The sequence below is a fragment of the Micromonospora sp. NPDC049060 genome, from assembly GCF_040649055.1.
GTDB classification, from domain to species: Bacteria; Actinomycetota; Actinomycetes; order Mycobacteriales; family Micromonosporaceae; genus Micromonospora; species Micromonospora reichwaldensis.
This window is the reverse complement of record NZ_JBEZEV010000008.1, coordinates 28666-54701: the sequence shown is the minus strand read 5'-3', so window position 1 is coordinate 54701 and position 26036 is coordinate 28666. Positions and strand designations below refer to the sequence as shown.

Below are 26036 nucleotides of genomic sequence, written 5' to 3'. Positions count from 1 at the left end.
AAAGCTCTCTCCCGACCCGGAGGTCTGACATGTTCATCGCCGCAGAAGGTGTGGAGCACAACCCGATCCTGCCCATCTGGCAGGAGATGGTCGTCGGGACCATCGCCTTCGCCCTGCTCTGCTTCGTCCTGCTGAAGTTCGTCATGCCCCGCATGGAGGCGATGTACCAGGCGCGGGTCGACGCGATCGAGGGTGGCCTCAAGCGGGCCGAGGCCGCCCAGGCCGAGGCGAACCAGGTGCTCGAGCAGTACCGGGCCCAGCTCGCCGAGGTGCGTACCGAGGCGGCCCGGATCCGGGACGACGCCCGGGCCGACGCCGAGGGCATCCGCCAGGACATCCTCGCCAAGGCGCGGGAGGAGTCCGACCGGATCATCGCCGCGGGCAAGGAGCAGCTCGCCGCCGAGCGCGCCACCATCGTGCGCGAGCTGCGCACCGAGGTCGGCACGATCGCGGTCGACCTGGCCAGCAAGATCGTCGGGGAGTCCCTCGCCGACGAGGCGCGCCGCAAGGGCACCGTCGACCGGTTCCTGAGCAACCTCGAGAGCGCGGGGGCCCGCTGATGCAGGCCGCCAGCCGGGAGTCGTACAAGGTCGCGGCCGAGCGCCTCGACGCGTACGTCCGCGGTGCGGAGCCGTCGGCGGTGGCCACCACCGCCGACGCCATCCTCTCCGTCGCCAACCTGCTGCGGCGCGAGCCGCGGCTGCGCCGGGCGCTCTCCGACCCGGCCCGCACCGGTGCCGACCGTGCCGGGCTGCTCGGCGAGCTGCTGCGCGGCAAGGTCGACGCCGAGGCGCTGGACCTGATCGCCTCGCTGGTCTCCGGCCGCTGGTCGGCGCCCTCGGAGCTGCTCGACGCCGCCGAGCGGCTGGGCGTCGACGCTCTCCTGGCGGGTGCCGACTCCGCGGGCGAGCTGGGCGAGGTCGAGGACGAGCTGTTCCGCTTCGGGCAGGTCGTCGCCGGTTCGCCGGGGCTGTCCAGCGCGCTCTCCGACCCGACCGTCCCGGCCGAGCGGCGGGCCACGCTGGTCGACCAGCTGCTCGCCGGCAAGGCCCGGCCGGTCACCGGCTACCTCGTCGGGGTCGCGCTCGCCGGGTTCGGTGGACGCAACTTCGCCGGGGCGCTCACCCGGCTGGTCGAGCTGGCCGCCGACCGGCGGGACCGGCAGGTGGCGTACGTGACCGCCGCGGCCCCGTTGAGTGAAGAGGACGAGCGCCGGCTGGGCGCGAGTCTCTCCGCGATATACGGTCGGGAGGTCTCCGTCAAGCAGACGGTGGACCCCTCGGTTCTCGGTGGCGTGAGCGTGCGGGTCGGTTCCGACCTGTACGACGGCACCGTCCTGCGCCGCCTCAACGAGAGCCGCAACGCGCTCGCGAAGCGCTGAGGCGGCACCCCCGCTCAGCGCCTGTGAATAGACGCCATTCGGACCGGTCGGTACTAGGTATCCCGGGCCCCTGATACTTAAGGAAGCAGAGGATGGCCGAGCTGACCATCTCGACGGAGGAGATCCGCGGCGCCCTGGAGCGCTACGTCTCCTCCTACTCGTCCGAACTCTCCCGCGAGGAGGTCGGCACCGTCGCCGACACCGGCGACGGCATCGCCCACGTCGAGGGCCTCCCCTCGACCATGACCAACGAGCTCCTGGAGTTCGAGGACGGCACGCTGGGTGTGGCGCTGAACCTCGACGTCCGGGAGATCGGTGTCGTCGTTCTCGGTGACTCCGCCAAGCTCGAAGAGGGCCAGCGCGTCAAGCGCACCGGGCGGGTGCTCTCCGTGCCGGTCGGCGACGCCTTCCTCGGCCGCGTGGTCAACGCGCTCGGCCAGCCGATCGACGGCCTCGGCGACATCGCCAACGAGGGCTTCCGCGAGCTGGAGCTCCAGGCCCCGAACGTGATGGCCCGGCAGTCCGTCGACGAGCCGCTGCAGACCGGCCTCAAGGCCGTCGACGCCATGACCCCGATCGGCCGTGGCCAGCGTCAGCTGATCATCGGCGACCGGAAGACCGGCAAGACCACCGTCGCGCTGGACACCATCCTCAACCAGCGGGACAACTGGCGCTCCGGCGACCCGAAGAAGCAGGTCCGCTGCATCTACGTCGCCATCGGCCAGAAGGCCTCCACGATCGCCTCGATCAAGGGCGTCCTGGAGGAGGCGGGCGCGATGGAATACACCACCATCGTCGCCTCCCCGGCCTCCGACCCGGCCGGCTTCAAGTACCTCGCCCCCTACACCGGCTCGTCCATCGGGCAGCACTGGATGTACGGCGGCAAGCACGTCCTCATCGTCTTCGACGACCTGAGCAAGCAGGCCGAGGCGTACCGCGCCGTGTCCCTGCTGCTGCGTCGCCCGCCGGGCCGCGAGGCGTACCCGGGTGACGTCTTCTACCTGCACTCCCGCCTGCTGGAGCGCTGCGCGAAGCTCTCCGACGAGCTGGGCGGCGGCTCGATGACCGGCCTGCCGATCATCGAGACGAAGGCCAACGACATCTCCGCCTTCATCCCGACCAACGTCATCTCCATCACCGATGGCCAGATCTTCCTCGAGACCGACCTGTTCAACCAGGGCGTCCGGCCGGCCATCAACGTCGGCACCTCGGTCTCCCGGGTCGGTGGCGCCGCGCAGGTGAAGCCGATGAAGAAGGTCGCCGGCTCGCTGCGGCTCAACCTGGCCCAGTTCCGCGAGCTGGAGGCGTTCGCCGCCTTCGCCTCCGACCTGGACAAGACCTCCCGCGCCCAGCTGGACCGCGGTTCCCGCCTGGTCGAGCTGCTCAAGCAGGCGAACTACTCGCCGTACCCGGTGCAGGAGCAGGTCGTCTCGGTCTGGGCCGGCACCGAGGGCAAGCTGGACGACGTCCCGGTCGGCGAGATCCGGCGCTTCGAGTCGGAGTTCCTCCAGTACCTCCGGCACAAGCACGAGGGTGTCCTGGCGAGCATCGCCGACCACCAGTGGAACGACGACATCATCAACTCCCTGGACTCCGCCATCACCGAGTTCAAGCAGGTCTTCCTCGGCAAGGAGGACGAGCGGCGGATCAACGACGCGCCGGCCGCGCCGCTGGAGGGCGAGCAGGACCGCGAGACGGTGAGCCGCTACCGCGACGGCACGGGTGACCGCCCGGCCGAGAACCGGTAAGGGCTGATTCATGGCGGCCCAGGTTCGCGTTCTTCGTCAGCGGATCCGCTCGGCGAAGGGGATGAAGAAGATCACCAAGGCGATGGAGCTCGTGGCGACGAGCCGCATCGCCAAGGCCCAGGCCCGGGTGGCGGCGTCCCTGCCGTACGCCCAGGCGGTCACCGGCGTGCTCACGGCGCTGGCGTCCAACGCGCGGATCGACCACCCGCTGCTCACCCCGCGCGAGCGGGTGCGGCGGGCGGGCGTCCTGTTGGTCACCTCCGACCGCGGCCTCGCCGGCGGTTACAGCTCCAACGCCATCAAGATGGCCGAGTCGCTGATCGCCCGGCTGCGCGCCGACGGCAAGGAGCCGGTGCTCTACGTCATCGGGCGCAAGGGTGTCGGGTTCTTCCGGTTCCGTGACCGGCCGATCGAGGCCAACTGGACCGGGTTCTCGGAGCAGCCGACCTTCGCCGACGCCCGCGCCGTCGGCGAGACGCTGATCAAGGCGTTCACCGCCGGCGCGGACGACGTCGACGGCGGCGCCGGTGCGGACGGGGTGCTCGGCGTCGACGAGCTGCACATCGTCTACACCGAGTTCCACTCCCTGATGACCCAGACCCCGGTCGCCCGGATCATGGGCCCCATGCAGGTGGAGGACCGGCCCCGGTCCGAGGGTGCGCTGCCGGCCTACGAGTTCGAGCCGGACGCGGAGGCGCTGCTCGACGCGCTGCTGCCGAAGTACATCAACACGCGGATCTACGCGGCGTTGCTGGAGTCGGCGGCGAGCGAGTCGGCGGCCCGTCGGCGGGCGATGAAGAGCGCCACCGACAACGCCGAAGAGATGATCGAGAAGTACACGCGTGAGATGAACTCGGCCCGCCAGGCCGGGATCACCCAGGAGATCAGCGAGATCGTCGGCGGCGCTAACGCGCTGGCCGCGTCGGGAAGTGAAGTGTGATGACTGCCCCAGTAGAGACCAAGACGGCCACGGGTCGCGTGGTCCGGGTCATCGGCCCGGTCGTCGACGCCGAGTTCCCGCGCGACGTCATGCCGGCCCTGTTCAACGCCCTGCACGTGGACGTGACGCTCTCGGGCGGCGAGAAGACGCTGACCCTGGAGGTCGCCCAGCACCTGGGTGACAACATGGTCCGCGCCATCTCGATGCAGCCGACCGACGGTCTGGTCCGTGGCACCGAGGTGCGCGACTCCGGCTCGCCGATCACCGTTCCGGTGGGCGACACGGTCAAGGGCCACGTGTTCAACGCGATCGGCGAGTGCCTCAACCTCACCGAGGGCGAGACGCTCCAGCCCGACGACCACTGGGGCATCCACCGCAAGGCTCCGGCCTTCGCGGACCTGGAGCCGAAGACCGAGATGCTGGAGACCGGCATCAAGGTCATCGACCTGCTCGCCCCGTACGTCAAGGGCGGCAAGATCGGCCTGTTCGGCGGTGCCGGCGTCGGCAAGACGGTGCTCATCCAGGAGATGATCACCCGTGTGGCCCGGAACTTCGGTGGTACCTCGGTCTTCGCCGGCGTGGGTGAGCGCACCCGCGAGGGCAACGACCTCATCGCCGAGATGACCGAGTCCGGCGTCATCGACAAGACCGCGCTGGTCTACGGCCAGATGGACGAGCCGCCGGGCACCCGGCTGCGGGTCGCCCTGTCGGCGCTGACGATGGCGGAGTACTTCCGCGACGTGAAGAAGCAGGAGGTGCTGCTCTTCATCGACAACATCTTCCGCTTCACCCAGGCCGGTTCCGAGGTCTCCACCCTGCTCGGCCGCATGCCGAGCGCGGTGGGCTACCAGCCGACCCTGGCCGACGAGATGGGCGAGCTCCAGGAGCGGATCACCTCCGTCCGGGGCCAGGCCATCACCTCGATGCAGGCGATCTACGTGCCGGCGGACGACTACACCGACCCCGCCCCGGCCACCACGTTCGCCCACCTCGACGCGACCACCAACCTGGAGCGGTCGATCTCCGACAAGGGCATCTACCCGGCCGTGGACCCGCTGGCGTCCTCGTCCCGGATCCTCGCCCCGGAGTTCGTCGGCGCCGAGCACTTCGCGGTCGCCACCGAGGTGAAGCGGATCCTGCAGAAGTACAAGGACCTGCAGGACATCATCGCCATCCTCGGTATCGAGGAGCTCTCCGAGGAAGACAAGATCACCGTGCAGCGCGCGCGGCGCATCGAGCGCTTCCTGTCGCAGAACACCTACGCGGCGGAGCAGTTCACCGGCGTGCCGGGCTCGACGGTCCCGATCCAGGAGACCATCGAGGCCTTCAGGAAGATCAGCGAGGGCGAGTACGACCACTTCCCCGAGCAGGCCTTCTTCATGTGCGGCGGTCTCGAGGACCTGGAGCGCAAGGCAGCCGAGCTCATGAAGAGCTGACCTGTCGGTCCTGACGAAAGGCCGCCCCGGCATTGCCGGGGCGGCCTTTCGTCCGTTTCCGGATCCGATGATCGCCGCTGCCCGGTTACGCGTGGTCGGCGATCATGCCGTACGCGAGGTACCGTCGATCCGCCCACCCACCGCGTGGGCGTCGATCCGCAACGAATCGGCCGCATGCGCCCGTCTCCTGATCGTGGGCGTGACGAACGGAGATGATCGTGGGTAAGGCCGACAAGGGCGGCGGCAAGCCGTCCAGGTGGTCGGGGGTGCCACGCTGGGCCCGGGTCTGCACCGTGTTCGGTGCCGTCCTGATGCTGCTCAGCGGGGCCGTGCTGGTCGGTGCCGAGGCGCTGATGGCCCGTTACGAGGGGGCCGTCGGCAAGGCCGACCTCTTCGGCGACCAGGCCGCCGGGGCGAAGGAGCGCAAGAGCGACATCAAGGGGCCGCTCAACATCCTGCTGGTGGGCATCGACCCGCGCAACCCCGAGATGCCGCCGCTGGCCGACTCGGTCATGGTGCTGCACGTGCCGGCGGAGCTGGACCGGGCCTACCTCTTCTCGATGCCGCGTGACCTCATCGTGGAGATCCCCGAGTTCAGCCGGGCGGAGTTCAACGGCGGCACCGACCGGCTCAACGCGGCGATGTCGTACGGCAGCCGGGTGCCCGGCGGCAACCCGGACGCGGCCCGCGGCTTCGAGCTGCTGGCGACGACGGTGCAGAACGTCACCGGCATCACGCGCTTCGACGCCGGCGCGATCATCAACTTCAACGGCTTCAAGAAGATCGTCGACGCGATGGGCGGCGTCGACATGTACATCGAGCGCGAGGTGCGCTCCGAGCACCGCGAGCCGGACGGCAAGCACCGCAAGGGCAACCCCAACGGCGAGGGCTACGTCGGCCCGCAGGCGGTCTACAAGAAGGGCAACCAGCACCTCAGCGGCTGGCAGGCGCTCGACTACGTCCGTCAGCGCTACCCGAAGAACGGCGTCCCGGACGGCGACTACGGGCGGCAGCGGCACCAGCAGCAGTTCGTCAAGGCCATGGCCGGTCAGGCGCTCAGCGCCGACGTGGTCAACAACCCGGTCAAGCTGGACCGGGTGCTGCGCGCGGCCGGGCAGTCGCTGATCTTCAGCGGCCGGGGCCACGGCGTGGTCGACTTCGGCCTGGCGCTCAAGGACATCCGCCCGGAGACGATCCAGATGATCAAGCTGCCGGGTGGCTCGGTCATCGAGAACGGCGAATACCGGGGCGAGAAGTTCCAGCCCGCCGTGGACGACTTCTTCGCCGCGCTGCAGAAGGGGCAGCTCGACGCGTTCCTGGTGGAGCATCCCGACTTCCAGAACAAGGCGAAGTAGTCGTGGCGCAGGTCTCGCCACCCGCGTTGGGGGCGGGTCTGCGGCACGACTAGACTTTCGACAATCCGCCGCCGCAGCAAGGAGACAGCGTGGCAAAGCAGCTTCACGTCGAGCTCGTAGCCGTCGAGGAGAAGGTCTGGTCCGGCGAGGCCGAGATGGTCGTCGCCCGCACGACCGAGGGCGAGCTGGGTGTGCTGGCGGGGCACGCGCCCCTGCTCGGCCAGCTTGCCGAGCCCGGCGAGGTGCGCATCAAGCTTCCCGGCGGCGAGCAGGTCTCCTACGAGGTGGCCGGCGGCTTCCTGTCGGTGACCGCCGAGGGCGTCACCGTCCTGGCCGAGAGCGCCACCCCGGTCTCCGCCGCGCAGAGCCGCTGAGCCGAAGCGTCGATGGAGATCGTCGAGGGGATCGGAATCGGCGTCGCCGTCATCCTCGGCGCACTCCTGATCCTCTTCGCCCGGCGGGCTGTCGTCACCCGTAGCGGTGGCATCATCCGGCTCGGCGTCCGGACCTCCACGATGCTCGACGGCCGAGGCTGGTCTCCCGGCTTCGGCCGCTTCGTCGGCGACGAACTCCGCTGGTACCGGCTGTTCAGCTTCGCCATCCGGCCCGCCCGGGTGCTCTCCCGCGAACAGCTTGCCGTCGAACGACGGCGGCTGCCCGAGGGGCAGGAGCGCCTCTCGATGCCCGCCGACTGGGTCATCCTCCGCTGTACGAGTGACCACGCCCCGGTGGAGATCGCCATGGCCCGGTCCACCGTCACCGGATTCCTCTCCTGGCTCGAGGCCGCCCCTCCGGGGGCGGTCTCGCCGCGTCTGGCCTCCCAGGACTGGCCCGCCGCCTGATCAGGTGCCGTCGCACTGCCCACGGTTCGGCGCACTTTTACACCCTGCACCATTACCGGTTTCGTCAGGTGCCCGCTGAACTACTCGGGTGGCGACGCGACCAGTTCGATTTCGTACCCCTGGTCATCAGTGAGATAGGCGGCGTACGTGTCGGGACCGCCGGCGTGCGGATGGCGGTCGGGGAAGAGCAATGACCAGCCGTACGCCGGCGCGGCCTCGACCAGCCGGTCCACGGCGGCGGGCGGGCCGGCGTGGAAGGCCAGGTGGTTCAGGCCGGGGGCCAGCCGGTCGTGCCGCCGCCCGCGCAGCGCCTGCGACTGCTCCAGCACCAGGTACGTCGGGCCGAGCCGCCAGGAGCGGCCGTCCGGCCACTCCTGGAACGGCTTCCAGCCCAGCTCGCCGAGCAGCCAGCCCCAGCAGAGTGTGGCGGCGTTCAGATCGGGCACCCAGACCTCGACGTGATGCAGCGTGCCCACCGGGTTCTCCGACGGGCACGAGGGACGCGTGGTCAGCGGTTGCCGCCCGGCACCCATAGCACATCTCCGTCCGGATTTGCCGTTCTTGACAGGATAAAGAGCAGATCCGATAGCCGGTTGAGATACTTTGCCGGGAGCGAGCTGGTCCGCTCGGGGTCGTGCGCGACCAGGGCCCACGCCGCCCGCTCGGCGCGTCGGGCGACCGTCCGCGCCACGTGCAGCAGCGCCGCACCCGCGGTGCCGCCGGGGAGGATGAAGGAGTCGAGCTTGCTCAGGCGTGCGTTGTACTCGTCGCACCAGCCCTCCAGTCGCTCGACGTACGCCTCGGTGACCCGCAGCGGCGGGTACTTCGGATCGGGTTCGACCGGGGTGGCCAGGTCGGCGCCCACGTCGAACATGTCGTTCTGGATCGACGCCAGGACGGCCCGCAGTTCCTCGTCGAGTTGTCCCAGGGCGAGCGCCACGCCGATCGCGGCGTTGCACTCGTCGACGTCCGCGTACGCGGAGATGCGCGGATCGGTCTTCGGCACCTGCTCGTTGTTGCTCAGCCTGGTCATGCCGGCATCGCCGGCCTTGGTGTAGATGCGCGTGAGGTGGACGGCCATGACGCACAGCCTACGGATACCGGACCTGACGATCCCGGAGCGGCCGGGCGGCACCGCCGTCCGAGCGGCCGGGGGCCCCGGCGACGCCGGTGACCCGGCGGTCCACGACCTCGACGTCATCCGGGTGCGCGGCGACGCGCGCCTGGCCGGCTCGGTGCACGTCGTGGGAGCCAAGAACTCGGCGCTGAAGCTGATGGCCGCCGCGCTGCTCGCGCCGGGCCGCAGCGTCATCACCAACGTGCCGCGCATCACCGACATCGCGATCATGGGCGAGGTGCTCCGCCGGCTCGGCTGCGGCGTCCGGTTCGACGCCGACGACCCGGTCGACCCGATGGTCGCGTACGGCGGGGTGGCCCGCTCCCGGTCGGTCGTCATCGACGTGCCCGAGCAGCCCGGCGCGGAGGCGGACTACGACCTCGTACGCCGGCTGCGCGCCTCGATCTGCGTGCTGGGCCCCCTGCTGGCCCGCCGGGGCCACGTGCGGGTGGCCCACCCGGGCGGCGACGCCATCGGCTCGCGGGGCCTGGACATGCACGTCTCCGGGCTGACCCGGATGGGCGCCGAGATCTCGGGGGAGCACGGCTTCGTGATCGCGTCGGCGCCGCACGGGCTGCACGGTGCGGAGATCGTGCTCGACTTCCCCAGCGTCGGGGCGACCGAGAACCTGGTGATGGCGGCGGTGCTGGCCCGGGGGTCGAGCGTCATCGACAACGCCGCCCGGGAGCCGGAGATCGTCGACATCTGCACGATGCTGAACCAGATGGGTGCCCGGATCTCCGGCGCCGGCACCTCCACCCTGCACATCGAGGGGGTGCCGGGGCTGCGGCCGGTGCGGCACGCGACGGTGGGGGACCGGATCGTCGCCGGTACCTGGGCGTTCGGCGCGGCGATGACCCGGGGGGACGTCACCGTGACCGGGGTGGAGCCGGCGTTCCTGGAGGTGGCGCTCGACAAGCTGGTCTCCGCCGGGGGCCTGGTGGAGACCCGGGGCGACGCGTTCCGGATCCGGATGGACGACCGGCCGACGGCGGTGGACGTCGTGACGCTGCCGTACCCGGGCTTCGCCACCGACCTGCTGCCGATGGCGATCGGGCTGGCGGCGGTCAGCGACGGGGCCTCCCTGATCACCGAGAACATCTTCGACGGCCGGTTCATGTTCGCCAACGAGATGATGCGGCTGGGCGCGGACATCAAGACCGACGGCCACCACGCGGTGGTCCGGGGCCGGGACCGGCTCTCCGGCGCGCCCGTGCGCGCCACCGACATCCGGGCCGGCGCCGGGTTGATCATCGCCGGGCTCTGCGCGGAGGGGGTCACCGAGGTCTCCCACGTGCACCACGTGGACCGGGGCTACCCGGACTTCGCGGCCGACCTGCGCGCGCTCGGGGTCGAGGTGGAGCGGGGCACCGCACCGGAGGAACCGGACCTGAGCATCTGAGCCCGCCGCGCCCGAGCGGCACCTCGCCCTCCGGGGCCGACGGCCCCCGTCGGGGCCGCGCACGTGGGAGGGCGTCTGCCGGCATCTGGAGGGTCCATCCCGCCCGGCCGCCTTAGCATCCGTTCAGGCTCGCCGACTAGGGTGCTGGCAGACACTCAATCAGGCGAGGGAGAAGCAGATGGCGGGTCGACTCGCGGTCGTCGGGGCCGGGCTGATGGGCTCGGGCATCGCCCAGGTGGCGGCGCAGGCGGGCTGGCAGGTGACGCTGCGGGACCTGGACGACGCGGCCACCGGGCGGGGCATGGACGGCATCCGGAAGTCGCTGACCAGGTTCGCCGAGAAGGGCAGGATCGAGGCGTCCGAGGTCGAGGCGGCGCTGGGCCGGATCACCCCCACCACCGACCTGGAGGCGGCGGCCGACGCGGACATCGTGGTCGAGGCGGTCTTCGAACGGCTGGAGATCAAGCACGAGGTGTTCCGCGCGCTGGACAAGATCTGCAAGGCCGACGCGGTGCTCGCGACCAACACCTCGGCCATCCCGGTGACGCAGATCGCCGCGGTGACCGAGCGCCCGGAGGCGGTCGTCGGCACCCACTTCTTCTCGCCGGTGCCGATGATGAAGCTCTGTGAGCTGGTGCGCGGCTACAAGACCAGCGACGAGACCCTGGCCGCGGCGAAGTCGTTCGCCGAGGAGATCGGCAAGACGGTCGTGGTGGTCAACCGGGACATCGCGGGCTTCGTCACCACCCGGCTGATCGCGGCCCTGGTCGTCGAGGCGGTCAAGCTCGTCGAGTCGGGCGTGGTGTCGGCCGAGGACCTGGACACCGCCTGCCGCCTCGGCTTCGGCCACGCCATGGGCCCGCTGGCCACCACGGACCTGACCGGCGTGGACGTGTTGCTGCACGCCTCGAAGAACATCTACACCGACACGGCGGACGAGAAGTTCTTCCCGCCGGAGCTGCTCCAGCGCATGGTCACCGCCGGGGACCTGGGCCGCAAGAGCGGCAAGGGCTTCTACACGTACTGACGGGCAGCCGGGGCGACGTCCCCGGCCGCTCAGCGGACCGCCTCCACCGGCACGGGGGCGGTCCGTCGCAGCCCGGCGGTGAGCACGAGCGTGGCCGCCAGCGCCGCCGTGGCGAGCAGCGCGACGGCCCGGCCCGCCGGGACCAGGTCCGCGACCGTGCCGGCGAGCACGGCACACAGCGCCTGCGCGGCCATCATCCCGTTGTGGTGCAGGCCCAGCACCTGGCCCCGGAACTCGGTGGGTGAGTGGGCGATCAGGCGCTCCTGCAACGGCAACCCGGCGGCGAAGCCCACCGAGGTGACGACCGCGACCAGCATGGCCAGCGGCAGCGCCGGCGACAGCGCGAAGGCCAGGTAGGGCAGGACGAGCAGCAGCCGCAGGGCGGGGACCAGCCGGTTGCGCCGGGCCGGGGGCAGGAACCGTCCCACCACGACGTCGCCCGCCAGCATGCCGAGGGCCGCGGCGGCGTAGAGGAAGCCGGCGCGGTCCCCGGCGTACGGCACGAACAGCGCCTCGCAGCCGACGACCAGGCCGGGCGGCAGCCACAGGTTGAGCAGGAGCGAGCGGCGGCCGGGATCCGTCCACAGTTCCCGGTTCACCCGGAGCGTGCGCCCGACCGTCGTCCGGGCGGTGGTCCGGGCCGGGCGCTCCGAGATCCCGAACCACCCGACTGCCGCCGCCACCGCCCGCAGCACCGCCGCGAGCAGGAACACCTCGTACGGGTCCAGCCAGAACAACAGGACGCCGCCCAGCCCGAAGCCGGCGATCTGCATCGCCCCGACGCTCGTGTTCATGGTGGACCTGCCCAGCACGTAGGCGTCGGTCGGCAGGATGTCGGTGAGCAGCGCCCACCGGGCCCCGCCCGTGATCGACCCGACGTACGCGCCGGTGAAGATGATCGCGAACCGGGCCCACAGCGGCAGGCCGGGCACCGCCTGGAGTGCCGCTCCGGCGGCGACCAGCACGGCGGCGAAGGTCAGCGCCCGGCGGGGCGGCAGGCTGTCCGCGGCCGACAGCAACGTGAGGCTGCCGAGCACGCCGGCGAGCGGTGCGCCGAACATGCTCAGCGCGGTGAGCAGCGCCGAGCCGGTTGACGCGTAGGTCAGCGAGCCCAGCGCCAGCGCCGACGTCGTGTGCGCCGCGATGCCCGCGCAGTTCGCCAGGAACAGGTTGCGGAACTCCCGGACCGCGAACAGATCTGCGTACGTTCTCACGGGCCCGATCGTGTGGGGTGCCGGGTGGATCTCCTAGAGTTACGTCCGGAGGCGAAACATGGCCGTCTGGCAGGTGCCGTCGGATCTCCTCGCGCGCAGCCGCTTCACGGTCTCGCCGATGGTCGACACGGTCGCCGCGCTGCGCGCGCTGCACTACCCGCGTACCCCGTGGCAGCGGGCCTGGCGGGAGCCGCACGTCGCGGCGTTCCGGCGGATGCTGACAGGTCGGCCGGTGGTCCGGGCGCTGCTGCCCGCGTCGTTCCACCCCCGGTGGACCGCCGACTTCCTCACCGTCGCGCCCGCCTCGCCGGAACCGACGTTCGCGGCGGAGCTGGCGGCCGTCGGGCGGTTGTCCGACGAGCGGATCCGGGCCGACCTGCGCGCCACCCGCCCGGAGCCGCTCGCCGCCGAGCTGCTGGCGGACGGTCTCACCGGGCAGGTGGTGGAGCTGCTCGACTGGGTCTGGACGCACACCGTCGAGCCGGAGTGGCCGGAGCGGGAACGCCGGCTCCGGGCGGACATCGTGGCCCGCACCGCCGCGTTGAGCGCGGGCGGCTGGGCCGGGGTGTTCGCCGACCTCAACCGCAACGTGTGCTGGCTGGGCGACGGTCGGCTCCAGGTCAACGACTACCCGGAGCCGCCGCTGTCGCTGGACGAGGCCGAGCAGTTGGTCTTCCTCCCGGCGCACTGCCGTCGCGGCTGGGTGGTCTGGGACAGGCCGACCCGGTTCGGGATGGTGTACCCGGTGCACGGGATCCTGGTCGATCCCACCTCACCGGCACCCGACGGGCTCGCCCGGCTGATCGGCGCCAACCGGGCCCACATCCTGGCCCGGCTGGACACGCCGCTGAGCACCTCGCAACTCGTGGCGGTGACCGGGCTCTCCCTCGGGACGGTGGGCGACCACCTGCGGGTGCTGTTGGACGCGGGCGCCGTCGGCAAGCGGCGGTCCGGGCGCGAGGTGCTCTACTGGCGTACGCCGCTCGGCGTCGCGCTCACGTCGTCCACGCGTTAGCCGGGGCCCTTCCTCTACCGGAGACGTTGACGGGGGGCCCTTCCTTACACCTCAGCCGTCGCGCTTGGTCGTCCAGCGGAACGTGGTCAGGCAGAGCACCAGGCCGATCACGCACCACGCGACGAGGACCAGGGCGACCCGGTCCAGCTCGAACGAGCCACCCGGCTCGCGGGCGCCGAAGCCGTCCGGCAGGAAGACCGAGCGCAGGCCCTGGCACATCCACTTGAGCGGAAAGAGCGCCGCCACCTGCTGCATCCAGGTCGGCAGCTCGGTGAAGACGAAGAACACCCCGGAGATGAACTGGAGCACCAGCGCGACCGGGGTGACCACCGCCGAGCCGCTGCGGGCGGTGCGGGCCAGCGACGAGATGGCGATGCCGCACAACGTGCAGGCGGTGACGCCGAGCACCGACACCCAGCCGAAGGTCAGCCACTTCGCGGCGGTCCCGGGCAGCTCCAGGTCGAACAGCGCCACCGAGACCGCGAGCAGCAGCACGGTCTCGGCGATGCCGATCGCCACGACCATGATCACCTTGCCGGCGAACCAGACCCACTTCGGCATCGGCGTGCCCCGGTAGCGCTTGAGCACCCCCCGGTCCCGCTCGATCGGGATCCAGATGCCCAGGTTCTGGAAGCTCACCGTCATCAGGCCGGTGGCGATCATGCCGGTGATGAAGTACTGCGTGTAGCTGACCCCGGGGGCGATCTCGTCGTTGAAGATCGCCGCGAAGATCAGGATCATGATGACCGGGAAGCCCATCGTGAAGACGACGGACTCCCGGCTGCGCAGGAACTGGGTGATCTCCAGCCGGCTCTGCCGCAGGCTGAGGGAGACCGGACCGGGTCGCCGGGCCGGTGCCGTGGTGGCCGGCGCGGCCGGCTTCGTCGTGGTGGTCATCGGTGTCCGATCATGCGCAGGTAGATGTCCTCCAGGGTCGGCCGGGTCACCGTCAGGCCCGGGACCTCGCCGCCGAAGCGCGCCGCCAGCTCCGCCACCAGCGCCGTCGGCGTCGCGCTCTCCGCCGTCTCCCGCGCCCCCTCCGGCGTACGCCAGGAGACCGTCGCCAGGGCCTCGCGCCGGTTGCCGAGCTGGTCGGGCGTGGCCACCTCGACCACCCGGCCGCCCGCGATCACGCCGACCCGGTCGGCGAGGGACTCCGCCTCGTCGAGGTAGTGGGTGGTGAGCACGATGGTGGTGCCGGCGGCGGCCAGGTCGCGGATCAGCTCCCAGAACTCGCGGCGCGCCTCCGGGTCGAAGCCCGTGGTCGGCTCGTCGAGGAAGAGCAGCTCGGGGCGGCCCACGATGCCGAGCGCCACGTCGAGCCGGCGCTTCTGCCCGCCGGAGAGGGTGTGCGTACGCGCCTTCGCCTTGCCGGCCAGCCCCACCCGCTCGACGACCTTGTCGGGGTCGTCGGCGTCGGCGTAGAAGCCGGCGAAGTGGCGCACCACCTCGGCGACCGTCAACTCGTCGAACTCGCCGGTGCCCTGGAGCACGATGCCCACCCGGGAGCGCCAGTCGGCGGCCGGACGGGCCGGGTCGCTGCCGAGGACGCTCACCTCGCCGGCATCGCGCCGCCGGTAGCCCTCCAGGATCTCCACGGTGGTCGTCTTGCCGGCGCCGTTGGGGCCGAGGAGGGCGAAGACCTCGCCGCGGTGGACGTCGAGATCCACGCCCGCCACGGCGACGTTGTCCCCGTACGCCTTGCGCAGCCCCCGCACGGAGATCGCCAGCTCGTCATGCATGTGTCAAGTGTGCGACCTGGCCGCGGCGGCGGGCCGGCCGGGGTGTGGTGGTCGCGCCCATGTCGGGCGCTTCGCACCCGGGTTTCCGCTCCATGGAGCTGTGTGGTTTTCCACAGCTCTGGTGACTGAACGGTAACTTAGACTCCCGCCATGGACGAGAAGGCTCTCCCCGGCCGGCTGCCCGAGCGCGACCGCCCCTGGGTGATGCGCACCTACGCCGGGCACAGCTCGGCCGCCGCGACCAACGCGCTCTTCCGCCGCAACCTGGCGAAGGGGCAGACCGGGCTGTCGGTCGCCTTCGATCTGCCGACCCAGACCGGCTACGACCCCGACCACGAGCTCGCCGCAGGCGAGGTGGGCCGGGTGGGCGTCCCGGTGGCGCACCTCGGCGACATGCGGGCCCTCTTCGACGGCATCCCGCTGGCCGACATGAACACGTCCATGACCATCAACGCGCCGGCGATGTGGCTGCTCGCCCTCTACGGCACGGTCGGCGAGGAGCAGGGCGCGGAGCTGGCCCGCTGCGCCGGCACCACGCAGAACGACATCATCAAGGAGTACCTCTCCCGGGGCACCCACATCTTCCCGCCGGCCGCGTCGCTGCGGCTGACCGCCGACATCGTCGCGTACACGCTGCGCGAGATGCCGCGCTGGAACCCGGTGAACATCTGCTCGTACCATCTCCAGGAGGCCGGCGCGACACCGGTGCAGGAGGTCGGCTTCGCGCTCTCCACCGCCGTCGCGGTGCTCGACGCGGTCCGCGACTCGGGGCAGGTGCCCGCCGAGCGGATGGGCGACGTCGTGCAGCGGATCTCCTTCTTCGTCAACGCCGGGGTGCGCTTCGTCGAGGAGATCGCCAAGATGCGGGCCTTCGGCGCGCTCTGGGACGAGATCACCCGCGAGCGCTACGGGGTGGAGAACCCGAAGCAGCGGCGGTTCCGCTACGGCGTGCAGGTCAACTCGCTGGGCCTGACCGAGGCGCAGCCGGAGAACAACATCCAGCGCATCGTGCTGGAGATGCTCGGCGTGACCCTCTCCCGGGACGCCCGCGCCCGCGCCGTGCAGCTGCCCGCCTGGAACGAGGCGCTCGGGCTGCCCCGGCCGTGGGACCAGCAGTGGTCGCTGCGCATGCAGCAGGTGCTCGCGTACGAGTCGGACCTGCTGGAGTACCCGGACCTGTTCGAGGGCTCGCACGTGATGACGGCGCTGGTCGAGGAGATCGTCACCGGGGCCCGGGTCGAGCTGGAGAAGGTGCTGGAGATGGGCGGCGTCGTCGCGGCCGTCGAGACCGGCTACCTCAAGAGCGCGCTGGTCGCCTCGCTGGCCGAGCGCCGCCGCCGGATGGAGTCCGGCGCCGACGTGGTGGTCGGCGTCAACCGGTTCACCGAGACCGAGCCGTCGCCGCTGACCGCCGCCGGCGCCGAGTCAGTCGAGCAGGTCGACCCGGCCGTCGAGGCGGCGGCCACTGAGGCCGTACGCCGGTGGCGATCCGGGCGGGACGACGCGGCGGTCGACGCGGCGCTGGCCCGGCTGCGCGCGGACGCCGCGACCACGACGAACCTGATGCCCGCGACGCTGGAGTGCGTGCGGGCCGGGGTGACCACCGGCGAGTGGGCCGGCGCGCTGCGCCAGGTCTTCGGCGAGTACCGGGCGCCCACCGGCCTGACCGGCGCCGCCGGGGCCGGCGGGGACGCCACCCTGGCCGCCGTCCGGCAGCGCGTCGCCGCCACCGCCCGCGAGCTGGGCAGCGGCCGGCTGCGGCTGCTCGTCGGCAAGCCCGGCCTCGACGGGCACTCCAACGGCGCGGAGCAGATCGCGGTACGCGCCCGCGACGCCGGCTTCGAGGTGGTCTACCAGGGCATCCGGCTGACCGCCGGGCAGATCGTCGCCGCCGCCGTCGAGGAGGACGTGGACCTGGTCGGCCTCTCGGTTCTCTCCGGCTCGCACCTGGCGGCGGTACCGGCGGTGCTGGACGGCCTGCGCGCCGCCGGCCGGCCGGACCTGCCGGTGGTGGTCGGCGGGATCATCCCCGCCGGCGACGCGGAGCAGCTCCGCGCCGCCGGGGTGGCCCGGGTGTTCACGCCGAAGGACTTCGCCCTGACCGGGATCATCGACGACCTGGTCACCGTGGTCCGGGAGGCCAACGGCCTGCGCTGAGGGGAAGGCCCCCGGCGAGGGCACACGTCGCCAGGGGCCTGTCCGTCGGCTGGTCCGCTCTTAGGGGACGTTGGGTCGTCCTGCCCGGGGCGTCGCGGCTCGGCCTGACGCCGGTGCGACCGTGCCCGGGTCAGCGGCTGACGTAGGTCATGCAGTCGGCCATGTCGTTGTCGGGACCGACCTTGATCGCCGGTGCGTGGCATTCCAGCTGCTCGTTGTGCTGGCAGTCCGCGCGTTGGCAGGCGCCCACCTGCGCGGTCATGCCGCCGTCGACCCCGCCACGGACCGCCGGCATCTCGACGAAGGTGTGGCAGTGCGCGTGGTCCGGGCTGCCGATGGTGATGGCGAAGGCGTGGCAGTCGTTCGTGTGGTTGTACGAGCACGCCGCCACGACACATTCCTGGACGCGGGGCATCTCCACTGCTGCGGTCATGGTGACCTCCTATAGAGTCGTGCCCCGATTTTAGGCTTTTGTGGGTTTTGCCGAGCCTGGTTCAGCCCACTCCGAGCACCTCCGACAGCGGGGCCGGCTCGAGGCCGCGCTCGGCCAGCCCGGCCAGGATGTGCGGCAGCGCCTCGTCCGTCATCGGCGCGTTCGCCTCCGTCACGTGCAGGACGATCACCGATCCCGGCCGCACCCCGTCCAGCGAGGCGCGGACCACCGGCCGCCAGGACTTCGCGAACGGGTCGCCGCTGACCACGTCGCCGTCCACCACCGTCACCCCCAGCGGCGCCAGCGCGGCCAGCGCCTTCCTGTCGTGGCACAGCCCGGGGAAGCGGAAGTACCGGGTCTGCCGCCCCCCGTACGCGGCCACCACGTCGAACGTGCGGGCCACGTCGGCGGTCATCTCCCGCTCCGCGATGCGGGGCAGGCCGTAGCAGCCCGGGGTGAAGGCCAGGTGCCCGTACGTGTGGTTGGCCAGCTCGAAGCGCGGGTTCGCAGCGAGTCGACGGGTCACGTCCGGGTACTGCTCCACCCACTTGCCGGTGAGGAAGAAGGTGGCCGGCACCCGCTCCCGTTCCAGCAGGTCGATGATCTTCAAATTCGCGTACGACCGCACCGCGCCGCTGCGCAGTTGGTACCGCATCGCGTCCGTCATGTCGGCGTCGAAGGTGAGCGCCACCTTGTTCCCCGTGCGCGGTCCGTGGTCGACGACGGGTGGCCTGGTCCCGACCGGGGTCGCGCCGGGAACCGTCGCCGCAGGCGCGGCCGGGGCCGTGGCCTCCGGGGTCACCGTCACCGCAGGCGCGGCCGTGGCCTCTGGGGCGTTCGAGGCCCGATCCGTTGCCGCGATTCGGACGATGCGGGCGTCGGCCGGCGCGCGCAGCGGGTTTGGGAGGACGAGGAGAGCCGCAGCGGCGACCACGGCGGTGACGGTCGCGACGAGCGGAACGCGGGGGATCTTCACGTGCACCGGGAGATGATGTCAGCGCCTGACATTTCCTGCGTGCCCGCTGTCGAGCTTGCTGCCCGAGCCGACTGCGTGCGTGGACCCTGTCGGGTTGGTTGCGCGGCCTTGTCCCGGGCGGGGCGGTGCCCGTCGGGTCCCCGAGCTCTACCTGCCTGCCGCCATGAGCTGATCACCAGTGGGTGGACGCCGCTCGTCCGCCGGGCCAAACCGGAGATCTTGGCAAGAAAACGCCCCTATAGAGGCACTCTCCTACCAAGATCTCCAACGGACTGGGCGGCTGCGGATCCGTTTGTGACCGGTGTCCGTTTTGAGCGGCTATCTGGGGCGGCTTAAGTGGGTGGGTCGTCGGTGGGTGGTGGCTCAAGGCGGGGCAATTCGGCCGGGGTGTCACGGTCGCCCACCTTGTTGCTGTCCGCTTCGGTGTCCGGTCTCGTCGCCGGGGTCCGATTGCGTCCGCCTCGGGCTTCACTTGACGCCCCCGCGCTGGATGCTTTGTCCGGTTTTGTGGGCGTGGCCGGAGGCATCGTGGGGGCGGAATCGTGGCGGGGGCGGGGTCGTTACACCCTGCGTACGACCGAGCGAGACCGCCGTCGCGGGAGGCTGAACCGGCCGCCATTCCCCTCGCCGGCCGTGCCCCTCCGAGCGGCGCGGGCCGGCCCCGACCGAGCGCGGGCCAACCCCGTCCGAGTGGGCCAGGCCACGTTGTCCGACGGCTGGCGGGCCCGGGCCCCGGAATGATGGCGGGTCGGCGGTGGTTACACATGGTCACGGCCCGCGTAAGGGCATCCCGTGAGGGATCCCCGCCCCGCGAGACAGCTTCGACCTTCGCGGTCAGGCATCCGGCGGGCGTGGCCGATCCGATCTTCCTCCGGATGCCGGAGATCCCCCGTGAGTTCATGAGCGCCGGACGGTGCTTGCACCCGCGTGAACCGATCCCCCTCGGTGCGGGTGCCGACCCCCGAATGGAGCGTTTCCGATGAACACGATCATGCGTAAGAGCGTTCTTGGTATTGCTGGCCTGGCGGTCGCCGGTGGTCTTGCTGCCGGTCCGCTGAACCACGCCAACTCCGGTGTCGAGGTCGAGGCGGGCTCGCCGATCACGGCGGTTGCGGTGCAGGCCGACAAGCCGGACATGGGCAAGCTGGTGCCGCATGGCGTGCAGGGCGCGCAGTCGCACGTCGACCTGTCGGATGAGCAGGTGGCGAACGTGAAGGCGATCATCGCGGCGACGAAGAAGGCCGGCATGGACGAGCGCGCCGCCGTGGTGTCGATCGCCACCGCGTTGCAGGAGTCGAAGTTGGAGAACCTGGGTCATCTGGGTGACCGCAACGACCACGACTCGCAGGGCCTGTTCCAGCAGCGTCCGTCCTCGGGTTGGGGCACGGTGGAGCAGATCACCGATCCCGAGTACTCGACGACGGCGTTCCTGAAGGGCCTGAAGCAGGTCGACGGGTGGCAGGACATGCCGCTGACGAAGGCCGCGCAGACGGTGCAGGTGTCGGCGTACCCGGACCACTACGCCCAGTGGGAGCAGCAGGCCGCCGACCTGGTGGCCGAGCACTGGAACAGCTGACGACAGAACACCAAACGCGCACGTACGCCGCTGGCCGGCACCCCACCCGGGTGCCGGCCAGCGGCATGTCCGGATGCGTCAGACGCGGAAGCCGGCGGCCCGCGCCGCCTGACGCTCCCGGCGGCGGTCGGAGCGGCGGCGCACGAACCAGAAGACGAAGACGACAAGCCCGAGCAGGAACGCCAGCACCAGCACCGGCAGCAGGATCGCCACCACCGACATGGCCACGCTTGTGGCGTCCTCGGCGGTGCTGGCCACGGGTGCGCCGACGCCGGCCGTGGTCGCGTTGATGACCGGTCGGGCGGCGGACTTCAACAGGTGCACGCCGAGGGCGATCACCACCCCGGCCACCACGGGGACCCACTGGCTGGACGAGAAGAAGGTGTCGGGGTCGCTGACCGTCACCGTCTCCGAGGACGAGCCCGCGCCGAACGCCAGGCCGCCGGCGGTCGGCCGGACCACGGTCTGCACGACGTCGTTGACGTGGTCGACCACCGGGACCTTGTCGGCGACGACCTCGACGACCAGGAGCACCGCCAGGATCGCGATCACCCAGCCGTTGCCCAACCACTGCCAGCCGCCGGGCAGGTCGATCAGGCTGGTGTAGCGGGCCAGGAGACCCATGGTGAGTAGGGGGATGTACGCGTTCAGCCCCGCCGAGGCGGCGAGACCGGTACCGGTGAGAACTTCGAGCACCATCTCAGCATCGCACCGGCGCGCCAGTGCCGCTCGGTGGCGCGGGCCGGGGTCTCGGCTACCCTCGTCGGGTGCGGTTGGTCATTGCGAAGTGCTCGGTGGACTACGTCGGACGGCTCTCGGCCCACCTGCCGCCGGCCACCCGGTTGCTCATGGTGAAGGCGGACGGGTCGGTGTCGATCCACGCCGACGACCGGGCGTACAAGCCGTTGAACTGGATGAGCCCGCCCTGCCGGTTGGAGGAGGCCCCCGGCGTCTGGCGGGTCGTCAACAAGGCGGGGGAGGAGCTGCGGATCACCCTGGAGGAGATCTTCCAGGACACCTCGTACGAGCTGGGCGTCGATCCGGGCCTGCGCAAGGACGGCGTGGAGGCGCACCTCCAGGAGCTGCTGGCGGCCAACCCGGAGGCCCTCGGCGAGGGCTTCACGCTGGTCCGCCGGGAGTACATGACGGCGATCGGGCCGGTCGACCTGCTCTGTCGGGACGCCAACCAGGGCGCCGTGGCCGTGGAGGTGAAGCGGCGCGGCGAGATCGACGGCGTGGAGCAGCTCACCCGGTACCTGGAGCTGATGAACCGCGACCCGCTGCTCGCGCCGGTCGCCGGGGTCTTCGCGGCACAGGAGATCAAGCCGCAGGCCCGGGTGCTCGCCACGGACCGGGGCATCCGCTGCGTCGTCGTCAACTACGACAAGCTGCGCGGCATCGAGCGCGACGAGCTCACCCTGTTCTGACGGACCGCCCTCGCGGCATTGCGGGGACGCCGGAGGCCGGGCCGCCGCGACGTCAACGGGGCGGCTCCGGCGGGCCGTCCGCGCGGACGGCGATCAGCGACTTGGGCAGGCCGGCCACCCGCTCGACGAGGATCCGCGAGTCGGGGAAGTAGTGCCGCATCTGCGAGCGGTCCAGCAACTCCGTCCAGAGCACCTGGTGGATGGCGGCCTCATGGCTGCGGGTCGGCTTGTGTCCGAGCGGCCAGCGGCGGGCGAACGCGGTCCGCAGCCGCACGGGGAGGAACTGCATCCCCGGCGCGATCCAGTGCGGCTCGATGGGGAAGTAGCGGTAGGGCGTCTGCACCCAGTGCCGGTCGCCGAGGTTGCGTACGGCGTCGGCGAAGCGTAGCCGCCGCTCGTGCCCGCCGACGTGCTCCAGCACCGAGTTGGAGAAGACCAGGTCGTAGCGGCGCCCGGTGATCCGGGCCGGCAGATCGCAGGCGTCGGCCCGGTCGACCTCCGCCCACTCCGGGACGTCCGTGGGCGGTCGCTCCAGGTTGACCACGTGTACGCGCGCCGGCCGCACGTCGGCCCGGGTCCAGGTGCCGAGCCGGCCACCCAGGTCGATGACGTGCATCTTCTCCAGGTCAGGGAACGTCCGGACCAGCCAGTCGGCGCGGCGACGCCGTTGCCGGGCACTCCACGACCGGTCACTGTCGACGAGGTGGAAGCGCAATCGATGGGGGCGCATTTAACGCAATGTACCGCTCCCACCACGTTGGACACATGTGAGGGTGTTCATGATCGGTTATCCGACAGTCACCTGCCGTACATGACCTTGATGGCCTTCACGAGTCGCGCGACGTCGGCAGGGGTCCGCTCGAAGGTCGTCGAGGGCAGCAGCGACCGCGCGCGTCGACGGGTGATGGCCTTGGCGCGGCTGAACTCGCGCAGCCCGTCCTCGCCGTGGATGCGCCCGAAGCCGGAGTCGCCGACGCCGCCGAACGGCAGGGTGGACATCCCGGCGAAGGTCAGCGCCGAGTTCACCGACGCCATGCCCGAGCGCAGCCGCCGGGCGATCGCCACCGCGCGCCGCCGGCCGAAGACCGAACCCCCCAGGCCGTACGACAGGGCGTTGGCGCGGGCGACGGCCTCGTCGGCGTCGCGGACCCGGTTGATGGTCAGCGTCGGCCCGAACGTCTCCTCGCGTACGGCGGCGGAGTCCTCGGGGACGTCCACCAGCACGGTCGGCCGCACGTACGGCGGCTGCACCGCGTCCGCGCCGCCGAGCACGGCCCGGCCGCCCCGGGCCAGCGCGTCGTCGATGTGCCGGCGGATCACGTCGACCTGGCTCGGCATGGTGATCGGGCCGATGTCCGCGTCGTCCGGGCCGACGGTCAACCGGCCGGCCCGCTCGACCACCTTGCCGACGAAGGCGTCGAAGACCGGCTCGACCGCGTAGACCCGTTCGATGCCGATGCAGGTCTGGCCGGCGTTTGTCAGCGCGCCCCAGACGCATGCCTCGGCGGCGGCGTCCAGGTCGGCGTCGGCGTCGACGATCATCGCGTCCTTGCCGCCCGCCTCCAGCAGCACCGGCGTCAGCGACTCGGCGCAGGCCGCCATCACCTTCCGCGCGGTGGCCGACGAGCCGGTGAAGGCCACCTTGTCCACCCCGGAGCGGCAGAGCGCCGCACCCACGTCGCCGAGCCCGTGCACGGCGGTGAACACGGGCTGCTCCGGCACCACCTCGGCGAACGTGTCGACCAGCCACTGCCCGACGACGGGGGTGTACTCGCTGGGCTTCAGCACCACGGCGTTCCCCGCCGCCAGCGCGTACGCGGCGGAGCCGATCGGGGTGAAGACGGGGTAGTTCCACGGGCCGATCACGCCGACGACGCCGTACGGCTGGTATTCGAGGTGGGCGGAGAACTCGGCCAGGACGAGCCGTGAGCGGACCCGGCGGGGGCCCAGCACGCGGCCGGCGTTGCGGGCCGCCCAGTCGATGTGCTCGACGGCGCTGACGAGTTCGACGACGGCGTCGGCGATCGGCTTGCCGCCCTCGACGTGCACCAGCTCGGCGATCTCCTCGATCCGCCGGGCGAGGAGGGTGCGCCAGCGCAGCAGCCGCTCCCTGCGCCCGCCGAAGCCGAGCCCGGCCCACCACTCGCCGGCGGCTCGGGCCCGCTCGACGGCCCGCCCGACGTCCTCGGCGGTGGCGACCGGCAGGCGTCCGGCCTCCGCGCCGGTCGCCGGGCTCGTCGACACCAGCCGACCGTCCTCGATGACCGGGGTACCCGGGACACGCACAGCCGTCATGGCGGAAGTCTAGACCCGAGAATTACTCGCCGGTAGGGCCGCAACGGCCGGGTCCCGCCGGTCGGACCAGCCGCGGGACGGCGGAACGGGGTGGACGCCGGTCGGCCGGACTTGTGATGATTCTTCCGCCGGAGGGCGCCGAAACGCCGAACGCGAGGTGTCCGGCCGGGGACGCGGAGGTGACCATGCGGCGGTGGGAGCGACTACCGTGTGGTGGCAGGCTGACGCGCGGGGTGACCGCGCGGGGTGGAGGCTGACATTCCATGGAGGAACATCCGGAACTGAGACCGTTGTTGACGGTGGCCGGTGGGTCGATGCGGGGGCTGAGCGTCCGGGTGGGCCCTGAGCGGCAGGTCATCGGCCGGGGGTCGACCGCCGACATCGTGGTGCACGACGCCCACCTGAGCCGCCGGCATGCCGAGGTCTGGCTGACGGGCGAGGGGGCCGCCCTGGCGGATCTGGGTTCCACCAACGGCACCTGGCTGAACGACCGGCGGATCACCGGCGTGGAGCGGCTGGCCGACGGGGACGTGATCCGGCTCGGCCGCACCGAGCTGCGCGTCTTCGACCCCGGCGTGGCGCGGACCGACCCGGTGGGCTTCAGCTTCGGCGAGCCGCGCCGGGACCGCCGCCCGACCCTGCCGCTGCCGATCGCGGCGCCTGTCGCACCGGCCGTCGACGCGGTGTCGCCGGTGGCGCTTCCGGCGGTGTCGTCCGCGCCGTCCTGACCGGCACCGACGGCGGATGCTGGCGCACACCTCCGGGCCGGGGAAGGTGGCGGGCCGGCCCATGGACGCGTCCGGCGCCCCCGTGGCAGCATCCGGCGGATGGAGACCGGACAGCGGCAGGTGTCGGCGAACGGGATCACCCAGGCGGTACGGGTGGCCGGGCCGCCGGACGGCGTTCCCGTACTGCTGATCCACGGCAACTGCTCGTCGGCGGCCTTCTGGGAGCCGCTCCTGCGGCGACTGCCGGCCACCCTCCGGGTGGTCGCGCCCGACCTGCGCGGCTACGGGCTGACCGACACCGTCGGGGTGGACGCGACCCGGGGGCTGCGCGACTTCGCCGACGACGTCGCCGCGCTGCTCGACGAGCCGTCCCTCTTCGCCCCCGGCGTCCGGCCGGTGGTGGTCGGCCACTCGCTCGGCGGCGGGGTGGCCATGCGGCTGCTCGTCGACCACCCCGACCGGGTGGGCGCGCTGCTGCTCGCCGCTCCGGTCTCGCCGTACGGCTACGGCGGCACCCGGGACCTGGCGGGGACGCCGACCACCCCCGACTTCGCCGGCACCGGCGGCGGCACCGCCAACGGGGACTTCGTCAGGCGGCTGGCCGCCGGCGACCGGGGCGCGGACAGCCCGGCCAGCCCGCGCGCCGTGCTGCGGGCCACCTACGTGGCGGACCCGGCCTCGCTCGGCGACGACGAGGAACTGCTGCTGGACAGCCTCCTCTCCACCGCGACCGGTGACGACAACTACCCCGGTACGGCGGTGGCCTCGGCGAACTGGCCCGGCACCGCCCCGGGTCGGCGCGGCGTGCTCAACGCCCTCTCCCCGGCGCACTTCCGGATCGCCGACGAACTGGTCGCCGTGGCCGGGAAGCCGCCGATCACCTGGATCCACGGGGACGCCGACGTGATCGTCTCGGACACCGCGATGATGGACCTGGCCCACCTGGGCTCGCTGGGCGTGGTGCCCGGCTGGCCGGGGGAGACGGCCTGCCCGGCGCAGCCGATGGTGGCGCAGACCCGGGCGGTGCTGGAGCGTTACGCCGCGGCCGGCGGGGCGTACCGCGAGGTGCTGCTGCCCGGTTGCGGGCACAGCCCGCACCTGGAGCGGCCGGCCGAGTTCGTCGCCGAGCTGCTGGGACTGGCCGACACGCTGGCCTGACCGACACGGTGGGCTGACCGGCGGGCGAGCCCGATCGGCGCGGCGAGCGACCGACCACGACCCGATC

The 26036-nt window shown here is 71.8% G+C and carries 26 protein-coding genes; 16 read left to right on the top strand and 10 right to left on the bottom strand.

Features of this window, described 5'->3' with window-relative positions:
* Positions 1-29 precede the first annotated feature (29 nt).
* From AB0B83_RS06045 to AB0B83_RS06010, 8 genes are all read left to right on the top strand, one after another.
* The gene (locus AB0B83_RS06045) at positions 30-560 is read left to right on the top strand and encodes a F0F1 ATP synthase subunit B (protein WP_088998661.1); all 531 of its coding nucleotides are present in this window, start codon (positions 30-32) and stop codon (positions 558-560) included.
* Entirely contained in the window at positions 560-1381 is an 822-nt protein-coding gene (locus AB0B83_RS06040; protein WP_357577211.1) for a F0F1 ATP synthase subunit delta, read from the top strand. Before AB0B83_RS06045 ends, AB0B83_RS06040 begins: the two co-directional genes overlap by 1 nt.
* Before the next feature lie 92 nt (positions 1382-1473).
* Entirely contained in the window at positions 1474-3129 is a 1656-nt protein-coding gene (gene atpA, locus AB0B83_RS06035; protein ID WP_357577210.1) for a F0F1 ATP synthase subunit alpha, read from the top strand.
* 10 nt (positions 3130-3139) lie between these two features.
* Complete coding sequence (locus tag AB0B83_RS06030) at positions 3140-4069, top strand: F0F1 ATP synthase subunit gamma (protein WP_151452879.1); 930 nt, start codon at positions 3140-3142, stop codon at positions 4067-4069.
* On the top strand, positions 4069-5505 hold the full coding sequence (gene atpD / locus AB0B83_RS06025) for a F0F1 ATP synthase subunit beta (RefSeq protein ID WP_357577209.1): 1437 nt from the start codon (positions 4069-4071) through the stop codon (positions 5503-5505). Before AB0B83_RS06030 ends, atpD begins: the two co-directional genes overlap by 1 nt.
* 212 nt (positions 5506-5717) lie before the next feature.
* Positions 5718-6860, top strand: a complete 1143-nt coding sequence (locus AB0B83_RS06020) for an LCP family protein (RefSeq protein ID WP_357577208.1) — start codon at positions 5718-5720, stop codon at positions 6858-6860.
* An 89-nt stretch (positions 6861-6949) separates the two neighbouring features.
* Positions 6950-7234 (top strand): F0F1 ATP synthase subunit epsilon, encoded by a 285-nt coding sequence (locus AB0B83_RS06015; RefSeq protein ID WP_132231208.1) that lies wholly within the window; start codon positions 6950-6952, stop codon positions 7232-7234.
* Positions 7235-7246: 12 nt separating this feature from the next.
* Complete coding sequence (locus AB0B83_RS06010; RefSeq protein WP_357577207.1) at positions 7247-7702, top strand: DUF2550 domain-containing protein; 456 nt, start codon at positions 7247-7249, stop codon at positions 7700-7702.
* An 80-nt stretch (positions 7703-7782) separates the two neighbouring features.
* Here the strand turns inward: AB0B83_RS06010 and AB0B83_RS06005 are convergent, their stop codons facing one another.
* Both AB0B83_RS06005 and AB0B83_RS06000 read right to left on the bottom strand, forming a co-directional pair.
* Positions 7783-8235: a VOC family protein gene (locus tag AB0B83_RS06005; protein ID WP_357577206.1), complete on the bottom strand. Its 453-nt coding sequence runs from the start codon at positions 8233-8235 to the stop codon at positions 7783-7785.
* Positions 8211-8783 carry a cob(I)yrinic acid a,c-diamide adenosyltransferase gene (locus tag AB0B83_RS06000; RefSeq protein WP_132231212.1) on the bottom strand — a complete coding sequence of 191 codons (573 nt, stop codon included), beginning with the start codon at positions 8781-8783 and terminating at the stop codon, positions 8211-8213. The genes AB0B83_RS06005 and AB0B83_RS06000 overlap by 25 nt, the downstream gene beginning before the upstream one ends.
* On the opposite strand from AB0B83_RS06000, the gene murA reads away from it, so the two are divergent.
* Positions 8782-10221, top strand: a complete 1440-nt coding sequence (gene murA, locus AB0B83_RS05995) for a UDP-N-acetylglucosamine 1-carboxyvinyltransferase (RefSeq protein WP_357577205.1) — start codon at positions 8782-8784, stop codon at positions 10219-10221. The genes AB0B83_RS06000 and murA overlap by 2 nt on opposite strands.
* Positions 10222-10399: 178 nt before the next feature.
* Positions 10400-11248 carry a 3-hydroxyacyl-CoA dehydrogenase family protein gene (locus tag AB0B83_RS05990; RefSeq protein WP_357577204.1) on the top strand — a complete coding sequence of 283 codons (849 nt, stop codon included), beginning with the start codon at positions 10400-10402 and terminating at the stop codon, positions 11246-11248.
* Positions 11249-11277: 29 nt separating this feature from the next.
* On the opposite strand, the gene AB0B83_RS05985 is transcribed toward AB0B83_RS05990, so the two are convergent.
* Positions 11278-12462, bottom strand: coding sequence for an MFS transporter (locus AB0B83_RS05985; RefSeq protein ID WP_357577203.1), 1185 nt, complete (start codon positions 12460-12462; stop codon positions 11278-11280).
* 58 nt (positions 12463-12520) lie between these two features.
* On the opposite strand from AB0B83_RS05985, the gene AB0B83_RS05980 reads away from it, so the two are divergent.
* Positions 12521-13477 carry an ArsR family transcriptional regulator gene (locus AB0B83_RS05980; RefSeq protein ID WP_357577202.1) on the top strand — a complete coding sequence of 319 codons (957 nt, stop codon included), beginning with the start codon at positions 12521-12523 and terminating at the stop codon, positions 13475-13477.
* A 51-nt stretch (positions 13478-13528) separates the two neighbouring features.
* Here AB0B83_RS05980 and AB0B83_RS05975 read toward each other — a convergent pair whose 3' ends face one another.
* Both AB0B83_RS05975 and AB0B83_RS05970 read right to left on the bottom strand, forming a co-directional pair.
* A complete protein-coding gene (locus tag AB0B83_RS05975) occupies positions 13529-14374 on the bottom strand; it encodes an ABC transporter permease (protein WP_357577201.1) in 846 nt (281 codons plus the stop codon).
* The gene (locus AB0B83_RS05970) at positions 14371-15219 is read right to left on the bottom strand and encodes an ABC transporter ATP-binding protein (RefSeq protein ID WP_132231224.1); all 849 of its coding nucleotides are present in this window, start codon (positions 15217-15219) and stop codon (positions 14371-14373) included. The genes AB0B83_RS05975 and AB0B83_RS05970 overlap by 4 nt, the downstream gene beginning before the upstream one ends.
* A gap of 150 nt (positions 15220-15369) precedes the next feature.
* Between AB0B83_RS05970 and AB0B83_RS05965 the strand changes: the two genes are divergently transcribed.
* Complete coding sequence (locus AB0B83_RS05965; RefSeq protein WP_357577200.1) at positions 15370-17376, top strand: protein meaA; 2007 nt, start codon at positions 15370-15372, stop codon at positions 17374-17376.
* Between the two features lie 130 nt (positions 17377-17506).
* On the opposite strand, the gene AB0B83_RS05960 is transcribed toward AB0B83_RS05965, so the two are convergent.
* Both AB0B83_RS05960 and AB0B83_RS05955 read right to left on the bottom strand, forming a co-directional pair.
* A complete protein-coding gene (locus tag AB0B83_RS05960; protein WP_132231228.1) occupies positions 17507-17809 on the bottom strand; it encodes a DUF1540 domain-containing protein in 303 nt (100 codons plus the stop codon).
* Between the two features lie 61 nt (positions 17810-17870).
* Positions 17871-18791, bottom strand: a complete 921-nt coding sequence (locus tag AB0B83_RS05955; RefSeq protein WP_357577199.1) for a polysaccharide deacetylase family protein — start codon at positions 18789-18791, stop codon at positions 17871-17873.
* A gap of 973 nt (positions 18792-19764) precedes the next feature.
* Between AB0B83_RS05955 and AB0B83_RS05950 the strand changes: the two genes are divergently transcribed.
* The gene (locus AB0B83_RS05950; protein WP_357577198.1) at positions 19765-20361 is read left to right on the top strand and encodes a hypothetical protein; all 597 of its coding nucleotides are present in this window, start codon (positions 19765-19767) and stop codon (positions 20359-20361) included.
* A 78-nt stretch (positions 20362-20439) separates the two neighbouring features.
* Here the strand turns inward: AB0B83_RS05950 and AB0B83_RS05945 are convergent, their stop codons facing one another.
* Positions 20440-21057, bottom strand: coding sequence for a DUF4126 domain-containing protein (locus AB0B83_RS05945; RefSeq protein ID WP_151454886.1), 618 nt, complete (start codon positions 21055-21057; stop codon positions 20440-20442).
* Positions 21058-21128: 71 nt separating this feature from the next.
* Here AB0B83_RS05945 and nucS point away from each other — a divergent pair, with 71 nt between their 5' ends.
* Complete coding sequence (gene nucS, locus AB0B83_RS05940) at positions 21129-21788, top strand: endonuclease NucS (protein ID WP_132231236.1); 660 nt, start codon at positions 21129-21131, stop codon at positions 21786-21788.
* 52 nt (positions 21789-21840) lie between these two features.
* Here nucS and AB0B83_RS05935 read toward each other — a convergent pair whose 3' ends face one another.
* On the bottom strand, positions 21841-22518 hold the full coding sequence (locus AB0B83_RS05935) for a methyltransferase domain-containing protein (protein ID WP_151454874.1): 678 nt from the start codon (positions 22516-22518) through the stop codon (positions 21841-21843).
* 68 nt (positions 22519-22586) lie between these two features.
* Positions 22587-24083 (bottom strand): aldehyde dehydrogenase family protein, encoded by a 1497-nt coding sequence (locus AB0B83_RS05930; protein ID WP_357577197.1) that lies wholly within the window; start codon positions 24081-24083, stop codon positions 22587-22589.
* Positions 24084-24397: 314 nt separating this feature from the next.
* On the opposite strand from AB0B83_RS05930, the gene AB0B83_RS05925 reads away from it, so the two are divergent.
* Complete coding sequence (locus tag AB0B83_RS05925) at positions 24398-24811, top strand: FHA domain-containing protein (RefSeq protein ID WP_357577196.1); 414 nt, start codon at positions 24398-24400, stop codon at positions 24809-24811.
* A 99-nt stretch (positions 24812-24910) separates the two neighbouring features.
* Entirely contained in the window at positions 24911-25969 is a 1059-nt protein-coding gene (locus AB0B83_RS05920; protein ID WP_357577195.1) for an alpha/beta hydrolase, read from the top strand.
* Positions 25970-26036 lie beyond the last annotated feature (67 nt).